General features: G+C 55.8%; 13 protein-coding genes and 1 tRNA gene. 3 read left to right on the top strand and 11 right to left on the bottom strand.

Annotation, left to right across the window (positions count from 1 at the left end):
• Positions 1-3 precede the first annotated feature (3 nt).
• The 6 genes from P8935_RS14485 to P8935_RS14460 all read right to left on the bottom strand — a co-directional run bounded on the left by P8935_RS14485 (position 4) and on the right by P8935_RS14460 (position 6,807).
• Positions 4-558 (bottom strand): hypothetical protein, encoded by a 555-nt coding sequence (locus P8935_RS14485; RefSeq protein WP_348261008.1) that lies wholly within the window; start codon positions 556-558, stop codon positions 4-6.
• Positions 559-1,068: 510 nt separating this feature from the next.
• Positions 1,069-1,647 (bottom strand): sigma factor, encoded by a 579-nt coding sequence (locus P8935_RS14480; protein ID WP_348261007.1) that lies wholly within the window; start codon positions 1,645-1,647, stop codon positions 1,069-1,071.
• 292 nt (positions 1,648-1,939) lie between these two features.
• Positions 1,940-3,130, bottom strand: a complete 1,191-nt coding sequence (locus P8935_RS14475; protein ID WP_348261006.1) for an integrase arm-type DNA-binding domain-containing protein — start codon at positions 3,128-3,130, stop codon at positions 1,940-1,942.
• A gap of 201 nt (positions 3,131-3,331) precedes the next feature.
• A tRNA-Gln gene (locus tag P8935_RS14470) sits at positions 3,332-3,405 on the bottom strand.
• A gap of 128 nt (positions 3,406-3,533) precedes the next feature.
• Positions 3,534-6,098, bottom strand: a complete 2,565-nt coding sequence (locus P8935_RS14465) for an FtsX-like permease family protein (protein WP_348261005.1) — start codon at positions 6,096-6,098, stop codon at positions 3,534-3,536.
• Complete coding sequence (locus P8935_RS14460; RefSeq protein ID WP_348261004.1) at positions 6,091-6,807, bottom strand: ABC transporter ATP-binding protein; 717 nt, start codon at positions 6,805-6,807, stop codon at positions 6,091-6,093. The genes P8935_RS14465 and P8935_RS14460 overlap by 8 nt, the downstream gene beginning before the upstream one ends.
• A 151-nt stretch (positions 6,808-6,958) precedes the next feature.
• Between P8935_RS14460 and P8935_RS14455 the strand changes: the two genes are divergently transcribed.
• Positions 6,959-7,501: an arylesterase gene (locus P8935_RS14455; RefSeq protein ID WP_348261003.1), complete on the top strand. Its 543-nt coding sequence runs from the start codon at positions 6,959-6,961 to the stop codon at positions 7,499-7,501.
• A gap of 53 nt (positions 7,502-7,554) precedes the next feature.
• On the opposite strand, the gene truB is transcribed toward P8935_RS14455, so the two are convergent.
• From truB to P8935_RS14430, 5 genes are all read right to left on the bottom strand, one after another.
• Positions 7,555-8,433: a tRNA pseudouridine(55) synthase TruB gene (gene truB / locus P8935_RS14450; RefSeq protein ID WP_348261002.1), complete on the bottom strand. Its 879-nt coding sequence runs from the start codon at positions 8,431-8,433 to the stop codon at positions 7,555-7,557.
• Between the two features lie 48 nt (positions 8,434-8,481).
• Positions 8,482-9,030 (bottom strand): GTP cyclohydrolase I FolE, encoded by a 549-nt coding sequence (folE, locus tag P8935_RS14445; RefSeq protein ID WP_348265336.1) that lies wholly within the window; start codon positions 9,028-9,030, stop codon positions 8,482-8,484.
• Between the two features lie 136 nt (positions 9,031-9,166).
• Positions 9,167-9,577: a 6-carboxytetrahydropterin synthase gene (locus tag P8935_RS14440; protein ID WP_348261001.1), complete on the bottom strand. Its 411-nt coding sequence runs from the start codon at positions 9,575-9,577 to the stop codon at positions 9,167-9,169.
• Positions 9,577-9,999, bottom strand: coding sequence for a 6-carboxytetrahydropterin synthase (locus P8935_RS14435; protein WP_348261000.1), 423 nt, complete (start codon positions 9,997-9,999; stop codon positions 9,577-9,579). The genes P8935_RS14440 and P8935_RS14435 overlap by 1 nt, the downstream gene beginning before the upstream one ends.
• Positions 10,000-10,100: 101 nt before the next feature.
• Positions 10,101-11,276: a glycosyltransferase family 2 protein gene (locus P8935_RS14430; protein WP_348260999.1), complete on the bottom strand. Its 1,176-nt coding sequence runs from the start codon at positions 11,274-11,276 to the stop codon at positions 10,101-10,103.
• Positions 11,277-11,324: 48 nt separating this feature from the next.
• Between P8935_RS14430 and P8935_RS14425 the strand changes: the two genes are divergently transcribed.
• Positions 11,325-11,816, top strand: a complete 492-nt coding sequence (locus tag P8935_RS14425; protein WP_348260998.1) for a TlpA disulfide reductase family protein — start codon at positions 11,325-11,327, stop codon at positions 11,814-11,816.
• A gap of 257 nt (positions 11,817-12,073) precedes the next feature.
• Positions 12,074-13,396: an Hsp70 family protein gene (locus tag P8935_RS14420; RefSeq protein WP_348260997.1), complete on the top strand. Its 1,323-nt coding sequence runs from the start codon at positions 12,074-12,076 to the stop codon at positions 13,394-13,396.
• Positions 13,397-13,458: the final 62 nt, after the last annotated feature.

The following is a 13,458-nucleotide window of genomic DNA, read 5'->3' as shown; positions in this document are numbered from 1 at the left end:
GAGTTACCGCGCCGCCGCCTTCAAAGCACGCTGAAAAGCATCCCAGAGCCCGACCATCTTCAACTGCTCTTCTGTTCCGTCCAGTGGGATGCGAGCCGACTTCATGCCAGCAATCCACGCCTCGTGTAGTTTCGCCGCCTCGGGTTCCAGCTTTGCCAGCGCGTCGCGGCAAGATTTCTCCTGCTTGGGTTTCTCTAGACTGAGCGCCTCTTGGAGCGCGTCGCCGTTCCGCTGGCATTCCATACGGATGCAAGCCTGTCGCCTCTCGTTTTCGATTAGTGCGTCTAACTGCGCTGTCGTTGGCCCCCATCCGCCCAATTCAGAATCAGCCTTCGCGAGAAAAGCGTCACGCTGGAGCCGCCAGTTACGTGCGCTCGCCCTGTCTCCATTGAACTCGCAAGCATTGGCGCTATCGTCCGCGTCGCTCGCCCGTGCGATAAAACGGTCGCGAATGCGAGAGATTATGTGTGCTTTCGTCCACAAAAACTGCTGGTACGCTTGCGATGTCGACGAGATGTGTAGTTCGGAGTGGTAGGTAAGGCCGAGTAATGATGACATGGTGTTTCGCTCCATTGGAATTGAATGGTTGAGTTTCGTTTGTGTCGACGCTGCGCCGCTGCTTCGCTAGTTGCGAGCAATGGACCTAGACTCAATCCATTCCTGCAACTCGCTCTGTAAAAAACGTGCGCTGCGGCCTATCTTTAAAGGCTTGATGAACTCGCCCCGCGACTGCAACTTGTAGAGTTGTGGGACCGAGAGGGATACGGTTGCGGCGCATTCCTGAATCGTTAGTAATTTGGGCATTGCCTCTCCTATGCGCCGTGTTCGCGGCGGTTGGTGTGCTGAATTGCGCGGTTATCTTCGAGCGTCTATAGCGCGATCAAAACGTAAGGGGAACCTAGACGGGAGCGACGTCTGGTTCCCCTGTATGGGCGAGCGGAAGGACGGTCGCGCTCGGCGGGCGAGTCAGTTTTGACTCCAGCCCGCGCTCCCACTACCTTATACGGGCGATTCGGAAAAAACCCCCACACCACCATATACGGATGTTTTGGAAAAAAGTGACACTCTTTACGCCGCTATTTGTCTCCATCTCGATATGCGCTTCTTCATCGTTGCGGCCTCGCACTCGTAAGACTTAGCGATACAGGTAACGCTCTCCCCGAGAGATAGGCGGGCGAATACTATTCGAGCCTCGTCGCTCGGCAGTTTTTCGCGATTAACTGATAGCGCCTTGCGAACTAACGGGCTCATACGCTCGCCGCCCTCTACCTCGTCGCAAGTACCGCGCTCATCGAGAGCCGCCTCGAATCCGTCTGTCTGCTCGCCTTCGCTATTTTCTACGGGCGGCATGTCGCAACCCACAATCGCCAAGTCTGCAACCTGTCGCAGTGCGTCGTAGTTCACGTTAGAGATGACGCGAGTAGCCCAGGTGGATAGGGCCGACTTCTGCGAGTCGAATAGCTCGCGCTTCTGCCAGACCCGAATCGTAGCGTCTTGCGCGGTATCCTCGTCCTGAGTTAACAGGAATGCCAACTCAAAAACCCAAAACAGAACGCCGTCGTCGCATCCCTCCCAATCGCCGCGAGCGTATGCCGCGTCAATCTTCGCCCGCACTGAGCATTTATGCTGAACCTGAAACCGCTTCATCCTTCTCCCTCGCGCAATACATCTGCGGCGGGAATGAGTAAACCTACTCATTCTTGATCAGCGATTTTTAGGGCTGGGGGAGATTCGGACAGATGCCTTGCGCATCAATTCCCCATGTAATCTATCTTAGCGAGAAACTACCCCCAAATTTGTGCAAAACTTTTTAGGCTGCGATTTTTATCCGGTGGTGATTCCCATCACACCGCATCGCCGCTTATCAGAGATTGCGTTGCTCGTAAACGCGAACGGCCCGAGCCGAAGCCCGAGCCGTCTGTCTGATTTTTTTGTTCACTCAAGCCGCCGCGATTACGACCCGAGCCGCGAGCGAGTCGAGATGGTCCGACCAGCGTTGCATTAGTTCCCTGCGTTGCGCGAGATATGCGGCCTTGTTGTAAACCGCCGCGACTTTATCGCGCTTGTGATGCGCGAGCGCCGCCTCAATGAATCGCTCTTCGTAGCCGAGTTCGTGCATCTGGGTGCTGAAAATGTGCCGCCATCCGTGCGGGGTTTGCTTGCCCCTGTATCCGAGCCGCTCTAGCATTTTCCCGAGCGTGTTATTGCTCATCGGCTTCGCGGTATCTCTATCGCCCGGAAAGCATAGCGCCGTGTGTCCCGTGAAGTGCTTTAGTGCCGCGAATAACTCGCACGCCTGTCGAGACAGAGGGACGATGTGCGCCGTGTCCATCTTCATTCGCTCCGCGCTTATCTCCCATCGCGCCGCTTCGATGTCTACTTCGCTCCACGATGCCTCTACAACCATGCTCGGACGTGCGCCCGTGTAGGCGACCAGTTTCATCGCGATTTTCGCCGCCGCGCTGCCGTGATAGCCGTTGATGGCTCGCCAGAGCGCGGGAATCTCGGGAGCGGAGACGTGCGCGAAGTTCTCGCTCTTGACTGGCGAGAGGACGTCAGCGGGTTTTATGTCCGCTGCGGGATTTCGCGGCGCTAGTCCGTTAACGATGCCGTGCCGAAATATCATGCGGATGGTTTCGAGCGCCCGCTGCGCCGTCTCGTTCTTGCCGTCTTGGTCGATTGATTGAACCGCCCGCACGATGTTCAGAGTCGTCACAGACGCGACGCCGAGCCCGCCAAGCGCGGGAAGTACCTGAGCCCGCATCATTCGCTCGACCATGCCCGCGTGACGCTCCGAGACACTCTTGCGCCAATGCGCAAGCCATGCCTCAAACACATCCGCGAATGTGCCGCCGCCTTGCTCTTGTTGTTCCGGTGCTGCCGGGTCGATGCCCGAGAGCAATTGCCGCCGCGCGTCCGCATGAGCATCGCGAGCCGCCGCGAGCGACATGAGCGGATATTCGCCGAGCGTAAGAGTGCGCTGCTTGCCCTCGTGCCTGTAGCCGTAACGCCAGTATTTCCCGCCGTTTTTCGGGTTCACCTGCAAATAAAGGCCGCGCCCATCGCTCATTTTCACAGGCTTTGCTGTATCGTTCTTTGTCTTGCGTAGTTTCGCATCTGTCAGATTCAAGGTGTTTTATCCCCCACTTGCTGTATAAGTGCGATTTCGCGCCAATTGTACAGCAATTTATACAGCAAGGTCTGTGCGCTTGGGGGATACACCCATAGACCTCTAGATACGAGCATAGAGAATAAAGCCCAGTGTTTATGCAGACTTTGGCGTGTTTCAGAGATTTTGGGAGATGTCTGGAGATGTGCAGAAAATGTGTATTGGCTGCCCCCCAGGGATTCGAACCCCGATAGGCTGCTCCAGAGGCAGCTGTCCTACCATTGAACGAGGGGGCAACAAACGCGATGCGGGCCATTGCAGCCGTTCTGACTTGGCCAAACAGAACATTCAGGCGCTAAGGCCAACTATCTCATAATACGTGCAAACTTTTAGCCGGTCAAACCGTCTGTACGGCGCAAGCACCTCATTCTTCGCGCAATACTTCCAGTGGCCGCAGCCCAAGGATACGGAAGCTCGCAATCCACCCTGTTCCCATTGCAAGGATAGCCGTCCCCACCAGCGTAAAAGCTGTCGCGTACCAGTCGATTTGAAAACTGACTTCAAGTTTGCGCAATAGTACGCGCGTGAGGATATTTGCAAAGATCACGCCAACTGAGCCAGCCAGCAGACCGAGCACGGAAAATTCGACACTGAATGTTCGCACGATGCGCATACGGGTTGCACCCAACGTTTTCAGTACAACCGCTTCGCGCATGCGTCGGAAACGTGCACTTGCGATGCTCGATGCGAGGATCATTAGTCCAGCAAGAATCGAAAAGCCGGCCAGGAAACGCACTACAAAAGTGATCTGGTCGACCACGCTCTCGATGCGATCGAGCACGTCGGCGATGTTGATCACAGTCACTGTTGGATAAGCGGCGAAAAGTGCCCTCTCCATCGTCGGAACCCGTTTAGCATCGACGTGAGCGCCTCCATACCATGTTGCTTGTTCATCCTTGAGCTGGCCGGAAGGAAGCATGAACGATATCCGCGCGGCCAAATGTTGTCCGTCAGATTTGTAAAGAGCGGTAACTTTTAGCGCGTGAACGCGACCGCCGATCGCGATCTCCACTGAAGAGCCGACTCCGAGATGAAGCCGCTGTGCCGTGCCCTCACCAATAGCGACTTCAGCGGCATTCGCATCGGTCCACCATTTACCCTGGGTCACCTTGTCGCCTTCCGGGGGCGCATCTGCCCAGCTCAGTTCAGCGTTCTCCAGCATTCTCCGTGGGAAGTGCTGCTCTTTCAAATCATCGAGGGATTTGCCGTTGAAAGAGACGAAGCGTCCCTGAACGCCTGCAATCAAATCGAGCGGCGCAGTGACGCCAGGCTGATGCTGAAAGAAAGACCTGACACCCTCAACTTCGTCAGAGGTAATGTCGATAAGGAACACGTTGGGCAACTTGGGCGAGGCAGTCTCACGGATTTCGCGCAGCAATGTGCTCTGCATCAGATACACGGCAAGAATGAGCATGACGCCGGTGCCAAGTGAGGCAAGGACGGCGGCTGATTGATTGCCTGGCCTGTAGAGATTTGCAAGACCATGACGCAATGAAGACGGCAGATGCAGCCTCACACGATTGAGAGCGAATTTCAGCACGCGCAGAGCCACTGCAGCCAGTACCAGTAGCACGATTAGTGCGACGGTGAACAGCAGTGCGAACCAGCCACCAACCTTTACTGAATCAGACAATGCCCACGCAATTGCTCCAAGGGCCACGATGACAAGCACGGCAATGGCTATCTGCAGGCGTCGAGACCACAAGCGCCCAAACCAGTCGCGCGCGTTACTAGGCCCTTGCTCTACCAGCCTGCGCAAGACCAGAATAGGTCTCACAGTGCGGACATCGAGTAGCGGTGGAAGACAAAACAGCAATGTCGTAAGCAATCCAGTTCCCAGACCCGCAAGCACTGCTCGCCACGGAAAATGCATCACGGTGTGTACCGGCAGCAGTTTGCCGAACACGGCTGGTAGGGCCTCCATCACGGCTGCTCCACCTGCGACACCGATCAAAGCGCCTATGAGCCCGAGCGCCATGGTCTGTAGAAGAAAAATACGCAACAAGTCGGAGGACTGTGCCCCCACTGCCTTGAGGATCGCGAGCATGTCCATGCGCTGCTCGAGGTGAGCATGCATCGCCATTGCTACACCGATCGCGCCAAGCACCATGGCGACAAGACAGATAAGGCTGAGAATTGCAGTAGCGTTGTCGAGCCCCTGGCTCAGTGCCGGATTTCCTTCCTTGAAATCCATCACCTGTGCGTCGGGCAAAATCGATTCAACTTGTTTGCGCACAGCCGTATCGTCTGCGGTTGGCGGCAGCTTCAGTAACATACGTTGGGCAGCACGGCTCCCGGGAGCCATCAGGCCTGAGCTTTGCAGAGAGGAACGCGATACCATCACGCGCGGGCCTATGCCAGCGCCGGCTGAAATCCGGTCTGGCTCCTGCGAAAGGACCGCGACAATTTTGAAGTTCTTCCCACCCAGCCGCAAAGTCTGCCCGACATGCGCATTGAGCCTGATCAAGAACTCTTCAGCAACCACAGCAGAGTCGCCATTCAGGGCCTGTTGCAAGCCCATTGCAGGTTCTAGCTGCGCAGAACCGTAGAACGGATACCGGTCGGGATCGACCGCCTTCAACGTAACAAGAATTGGCACTGGATCAGGAGGCACTGAAGCCATGGAGACTGTCTCCGTCACCCACGTCAAGTCGCTCCCAGGAATTCCCTTCTCGAGCGCGGCTAGCTTCTGCGATTCATCGGCTGTGGGCTGGCGAAATACTCGTGCACTGAGGTCTCCCGCCATCAGCGAACGCGCCTCGGTCATCAGCGTGGTACGAAAACTTTCACTGAAGCCGCGAACACCTACAAGTGCGGCAACACCGACGGCAACCGACAGCACGACAAATGCAAATTTGCCGGGAGCGGATTTGAGATCACGCCATGCGATGGCCCCAGCCCGCTGCCAACTGAGAGCACGGTCAGCCATTCGTCGCCTCATTTTGAACAAGGTCATCAAGAGGAACGGAAGGCAGCGTGTCTTCGATGACCATGCCGTCTTTAAGTACAATCTTGCGATCCGCGCGCGCCGCAATCTCAGGATCGTGCGTAACCAGAACAAGAGTCGCCCCTGCATGCCCATGGCGTTCGAGAAGGAGATCGAGCACCATGCGGCCATTCGCGGAATCAAGATTTCCAGTGGGCTCGTCGGCCATCACGATTGGCGGATTGACAACGAACGCACGGGCCAGTGCAACACGCTGCTGCTCGCCTCCTGAAAGTTGGACTGGATAATGATCCATGCGCTCAGCCAGACCGACGGCCTCAAGCAATGAACGCGCCTGCTTCAAACCGCTGCCTTCGAGATTGAGTTCAAAGGGAAGCAATACATTTTCAAGCGCTGTGAGAGTCGAAATGAGCTGGTAAGACTGAAAAACGAAGCCGATTTTGCGACCGCGCACAGCAGCCAGATCAGTCTCAGCGAGATTGTGAATGGGAGTGCCATCAAGCCAGATTTCGCCCTCGCTCGGCGTATCGAGCCCCGCGAGCAATCCCAGCAGTGTGCTTTTTCCGCTGCCGCTGGCCCCAACGATAGCTACGAACTGGCCTGCGGGGATGCTGAGAGAAATCCCTTTCAAGATCTCTACGCGCCGCGAGCCATTCTGAATCCAGCGCTTAACGTTGCGAACTTCAATCACCCGGAGTGCCCTCCTATGTATATACGGTTGCCGGCGAGCGACCGTTCCCCTTCTGCGACATTACACTGTACATGTGGACGTTTGGCGCAGGATTCTCGTTTCGTTTTGTCTGCTGATCGGCACTTCCCCGCTCGTTGCCGCCAGCAGACCCGTGCTCATTTGCTACGGCGATAGCATTACCGCAGGCCATGGGCTTAACCCTGGGCAGTCCTTCCCCGATGCGCTGCAACGGGATCTTGACAAGAACGGATACTCCTACAAAGTTTCGAATATGGGTACCAGCGGTGCAACGACAAAAGATGCGGTCGTCAACGTTGGAACAGTCATCAAGGCCCATCCCTCAGTTGTGATCGTTGAATTTGGTGGAAATGACGGGCTGCGCGGCCTTCCCTTGGAACAGACACGGAAAAATCTCGATGCAGTCTTGACCGCACTCAACGCGGCACACATCAGGATTTTGCTTGCTGGTATAACTCTTCCGCCAAATTACGGGCAGGATTACATCGGCACATTCGACAGGGTATTCAGTGATCTTGCGGCCAAACATCATGCTGCTTTCATCCCGATGATCTACAAAGATCTCGTGAATGTGCCAGGTACAATCCAGGAAGACGGGATCCACCCAACGGCCAGGGGTTCTGAGATTATCGCCTCTACTCTCCTCCCAGTCCTCAAGCCTTTATTGCATAAGTAGGCAGTTTCGAATATCAGATCGACGCGCGCCGCACAGCCAAAACTCAGGCGCGGCTAGCCCATGACCACAACGGGCTGAAACAGCGTTCCGGCAACACGTCTCGCTATACCGACGAGTTCTTTCTGGCCGGCAAAAACCTTCACCAGCGGCGCCTGCGAGAACTCGGGAAGATTCGCCTGCGCGCCGTTCCGAAGCCTGCCGAGAGACACGACGTCTCCACCTACTGAAGGCATGTCGGTTAACAAGCTGCGAGGATGGATACAATAATTTTCGAGTCCGGCGAGGTTACCGGAGAAGGGTTCCATCTCCTCCAATCTCTGCGCATCGTCAAGTGTAAAAACTCCGGCCTGGGTTCGACGCAAGTTGCTGAGATGCGCGCCACACTTGAGGTCCTGCCCTAGTTCGTGCGCTACTGAGCGGACATAGCCTCCGGCACTTACACTCATCGTGAACGAAGCTTCGTCGCCATCGAACGCTGTGATTTCGAATGAACGGATACAGATCTTAGCAGTTTTGAGTTCTACAGGCTTTCCCGCGCGTGCCAGTTTGTAAGCTGGAGTGCCGGCGATTTTCTTCGCGGAAAATGGCGGCGGCAGCTGATCCATTTCGCCTTGGAAACGCGATGCGGCGGACCGAATCGCTTCGAGCGTCAAGGAAGGACAAACCCGTTCGCCCGACACCTCGCCGTCAGCATCGTAAGTGTCCGTCGCATATCCGAATCGAATTGAGCCGGAATAGCTCTTTTCCGTTGCAGAGAAATACTGCGCAAGACGCGTAAATTTGCCCAGAAGCAATGGCAGAACGCCCGTCGCCATGGGATCGAGAGTTCCCAGATGTCCTATAGAGCGCTCGCCGGTAATTCTGCGCAGCCGGTTCACCACGTCGTGGCTGGTGATGCCCCCGGGCTTGTCAATTACGAGAAGACCATTCACCCAACTACTTTAGTCGACTGGGCGCATTTTCACAGTTAAGGCAATACTTCACATTGATCCGCTGTTGCCCGGACGCACGAGCGAGAGAAACTCCGCACGCGTTTCCTTCTGGCGGAAGCAGCCCACCATGGCCGACGTAACGGTGGATGAATTTTGTTTCTCGATGCCGCGCATCATCATGCACAGGTGACGAGCTTCGATGACCACTCCGACACCTTGCGGATTGATTGCTTCCTGGATGGTGTCGGCGATTTGACGCGTGAGACGCTCCTGCACCTGCAGTCGGCGCGCAAATACCTCGACGAGGCGCGGAATCTTGCTGAGTCCGATGACCTTCCCTTTGGGAATATAGGCCACATGCACCTTCCCGAAGAAAGGCAGCATGTGGTGCTCGCAAAGCGAAAACATTTCGATGTCTTTCACAATCACCATCTCGTCGTAATCCACGTCGAACATGGCGCCACGCAGAATCTTGCCGGGATCTTCGGTGTATCCCTTGGTGAGGAAAGCCATGGACTTTTCGACACGAGACGGCGTCTGCTGCAAACCATCGCGCTCGGGATCTTCCCCCAGGCGATTCAGGATCTCGCGATACATCTCTTGCGTGCTGACGCCGCTGAGTCCGGCATCACTTTCTACCGCCCTGCGAATTGATTTGCTGACCGCAATCGGGTGCGCCATTGCCTTTTTCCTTTCGCCCTGGGGACTGAGCGTCATTCATCAACATTCCGGATCAATCCCCTTCGAACTGAAAGAAATTGTTCTCGGTTTCTTCTACGCGCACATACTCCAGCTTGCAGGTGCGGAGCGCGTCTCTCAATACTGTATAAACTGCTCTACAAAGATTCTCCGTCGTGGGCACTTGATTCACAAAGAGCGGATCGAGGTTCAAATTGGTGTGGTCAAACCGCTGAAGAATGGATGTTTGCACCACTTCATCGAGAGTAGCCATATTCACGACCATGCCAGTGTTGCTGTCCACCGGGCCACCGACCATAACCTCTACTACATAGTTGTGACCGTGACCGTGCGGGTTGTTGCACTTGCCGTAGGTTTTTCGATTTGCCTCGTCTGACAGCGCGTCGGAATGCAGTCGATGGCTGGCACTGAGCATGTAGCGGCGTCCAAAGTAGGCGGTTTGCATCACTTTCCCCTGTATTCCGCGAAGATGTCGGGGGTCTCGTATACTCGGACGCGGCTAAGGCGCGCCGCGCCAGCTTTCTCGATCGCCGGCGCAAGACGCTTCCATACGGAAATAGCTATGTTCTCAGTGGTTGGAATCAGCTTTGAATCCGCAAATTCCGGCACCTCAAGATTTAGATGGCGATGATCGTATGCAGCCAGCACTTCGTTTTCGATTACGTCTTTGAGCCACTTAAGGTCAACCACGAATCCGGTGACCGAATCTGGATTGCCAGAAACGGTGACTTCTAGGGTGTAGTTATGGCCGTGACCGTTGCGGCGGGCACACCGTCCAAAGACCTCAACATTTTTTTCCTGCGACCAGGCGTCGTTCCAGTAGTAGTGCGATGCGGAAAAAGTAGCCCGGCGGGTTAGTTCGATCATTTGGCCCTCATTGAAATAGATGCCCCAAAACGCTGACGGTTACAAATACACACGTTAACAGTCACAGGCTATGCGATTCAGCGAATGGGATTTATGCGTTGTCAGCCTTTATAGGTCCTTCCCTTCCAACTAACCTGCTTCAAAACGCGGTGCTTGAACCAACTGCGATAGAGAAGGGCCGCGAAGAGAGGTAATCCCAAAGGCGAGATGGCGCAATCGACAAAGGGGAAGTTCGATTTCGCCACACGGGCATAGTACCGGAATAGCGTCCTAAGCCAGAGCAGAAGCAGGGCCCATCCCGCACCCAGCCAGGCGAGGGAATGAAGGGTGAAACGGGCATTCCAGAGATGAGCTGCCAGCAGAGGCAAGCCTGCGAGGAGCAAGATGTCGAGGATCTTCCAGAGCGAGGTGGCCAGGGCATTATTAAACAGAAGCGCGAGGTTTTTCGTCCATCCTTCTATCATGGCTGAGGTTGTGCGATACATGCGCGTGCTCAGGGCGTCCGGTGCATAGCGAAAGCGCAGGCCAATTTTACGGCGCTTCGCGATGAAAGCTAATTCCACATCTTCCAGAACACGGTCAGCAACGGACGGGTGGCCTCCCATTCGACGATATGCCTCGCGTTCAACCAGGAAGAACTGGCCGTTGGCGGCAGCAACGCGCTGGTTAGGATCTGAGACCTTCGCGGGCGGGTATGCGAGGGCTAGCTCCGAAAAGACGAGAGGCATGAGAGTGCGCTGTGCAAAGCCACTCACAAGCTGGCGGGGCGAATAACTCAACACGCCGGCTTTGTGGCGGGTGGCCTCATGAATGGCGCGGTGGAGATCGCCGGGCTCGTGAATCGTATCGGCATCCGTGAAGAGAAGCCAGCGACCACTCGCTCTACGAGCTGCGGTCCAAATGGCGTTGTTCTTTCCTGTCCAGCCTTTTTCGAGCTTAGCGGCTTCTAGGACGGTTACACCACTGAAGCTGCGGGCGATCTCCGCCGTGCGATCGGTCGACTGATCATCGACAACGATAAGTTCCCAATCGACCCCAAGCTTGAAGATGTTCTCCGATTGGGCGACAAGAGATTCCAGACACGCGGAGAGATTCTGCTCTTCGTTGCGGGCGGGGATGATGACGGTGAGTTCGATCAGCTGTTCCGGTTCGGGCTGGTCGTAGACGGTGCCAGTACGGGTGGGAATGGCGAGGGGCTCGCAAGGTTCGTCGGACAGTCCGAGGACGGGCTTGAATAGTCGGCCGCCTTGTTCCGCTATATCCGATTTGTCCGCCATTGTTTCCGAGCCTTTCATTGAGTAGCTGTCGCTACGTATTATAAGGATGTGAGGTTTCCTGGTTTCATCGCTTACGGTTCCCTTCTTTCGCTGACGCTTGCGTGCGGCTGCGATCGCGGGGCACGCCCGGCCAATGCGGACAAGGTCGCCCCGGACTTTACAGTCAGCGACGGCGAGAACACAATTCGCCTGGCAAACTACCGCGGCAAGGTTGTGCTGCTGAACTTCTGGTGGAGCCAGTGCCCGCCGTGCATTCAGGAGACGCCGGCGCTGGAACAACTGCACCATGACCGGCCCGACTTGGCTATTCTTGCGGTGAGCATTGACTCGGACCCGGGATCGTATCGCCGGTTCATCAATCGCTACCACGTGGATGTTTCGACGGTGCGCGATCCGGATCAGACCGTCGCCAAGCTGTACGGAACCGAAGGTTGGCCTGAGACCTACATCATCGATCGGCAGGGCGTGATTCGCCGGAAGATTGTAGGTGATCCGGATTGGTCTAATCCGGAGATTCGCAACTACCTCAACAGCCTGTAAAAGGTCGTCTTCGCATCTGTGTCGGGAGGCAGGACGAAGGCTAAAGCGACCGAGGGGGATTTACGGCTTGGAAGGATACTGACCGCAATATTCCAATCCTGCTCCGGCCGAAACCTGAATACGGCAATCTGAAAGTAAATCCCCCATGCGCAGAAACTGGGCACGAATGAGGCACAGATATCAGTGCCGGCTGAGCGGCAGCGAGCGGAACGGGGCCCAAGTATGGCGGTCTTCGCCGGTACGAAATAATGGGGTATATGTGGACTGCTGATGAGCGACATCTGGCTGTTGGATTTGATTTTGGAACTACGAACAGCTCGGTGGCAATTGCCGGTGCGGACGCGCAAGTGAAGCTTGCATCTTTTCCGTTGGCTGGAATAGAGACACAGTCGTTCCGCTCGGTTTTGTATTTTGAGCAGTACAAGACCAGTGAGGGGCATAAACGCGCCCATTCACTGACCGGACCGGCTGCGATTGAGCACTATCTGCAGACGGATGAGAAGGGGCGCCTGGTGCAGTCGCTCAAATCTCACCTCTCCAGCCGCACACTTACAGGGACCGAAGTTTTTGGTCGGCGCTATAAACTAGAAGAGCTAATTTCGCGGATGCTCAGCGATCTTCGCAAGCATACAGTTAACCAATTCGGAAAACAGATTCGCTACGCGATGGTGGGGCGGCCGGTTCGCTTTGTTGGGGCGGAGACGGATGAGGACCAGGAGTTTTCTGTTGCCCGCTTGCGCGCGGCTTTTGCGCTGGCAGGATTTGAGCACGTGGATTTTGAAATGGAGCCGGTGGCGGCTGCATACACTTACGAGTCAACGCTTGACCACGATGAACTGATCCTTATTGGCGACTTCGGCGGTGGCACCAGCGACTTCTCGTTGCTGCGGGTGGGCCCGGAGGTGCGGCGGCGCGGGCGAAAGCCTGAAGACCTGCTGGGAAACAGCGGAGTTGGACTGGCGGGCGATGCTTTTGATGCGCGAATAATTCGCAAGCTGGTTTCTCCGGCGCTAGGATCGGACTCTGAAGCGCGATCCCTCAACAAGCTTCTGCCCGCGGTTCCTGCGTGGATCTACGCGAACCTGGAGCGGTGGCACTACCTGTCATTTCTGCGCACAAACAATGTGCGAGAGATTCTTAGGAGCGCCCGGATTCGAGCACTGGAGCCGGAGAAGATTGAAGCGCTAATTGCGATTGTGGAAGAGGATCTGGGTTACCAGTTGCACCAGGCAGTCCAAGAGCTAAAGTTTGCGCTTTCGCGATTGGACAATGCCGAATTTCGGTTTCGGGGAGCGGGAATGGATCTGCGGATTCCGGTGACGCGGACGAAGTTCGAATCATGGATTCAGGAAGAGCTTGCGGCGATTGAAAGTGCGGTTGACACTCTGCTGCAGAGTTCAGGAATTAAGCCGAGCGAAATAGATCGCGTGTTTCTTACGGGCGGCTCCTCTTTTGTGCCAGCGGTGCGGCAGATTTTCGAGAGCCGCTTTGGTGCAGATCGAATTCGCGGAGGAAATGAATTTACTTCGGTTGCGCATGGGCTGGCGCTTCGTGCTGCTGAGTCGCTTCGCCGGGGCTAGGGCAGTTCACTGGCAGCCGTACTCCACAAAGTTTCAGCCGAGTTAGGTGGGCTTCGATTTTT

Source organism: Telmatobacter sp. DSM 110680 (assembly GCF_039994875.1).
Taxonomy (GTDB): domain Bacteria; phylum Acidobacteriota; class Terriglobia; order Terriglobales; family Acidobacteriaceae; genus Telmatobacter.
This window is presented reverse-complemented; position numbering and strand designations above follow the sequence as displayed.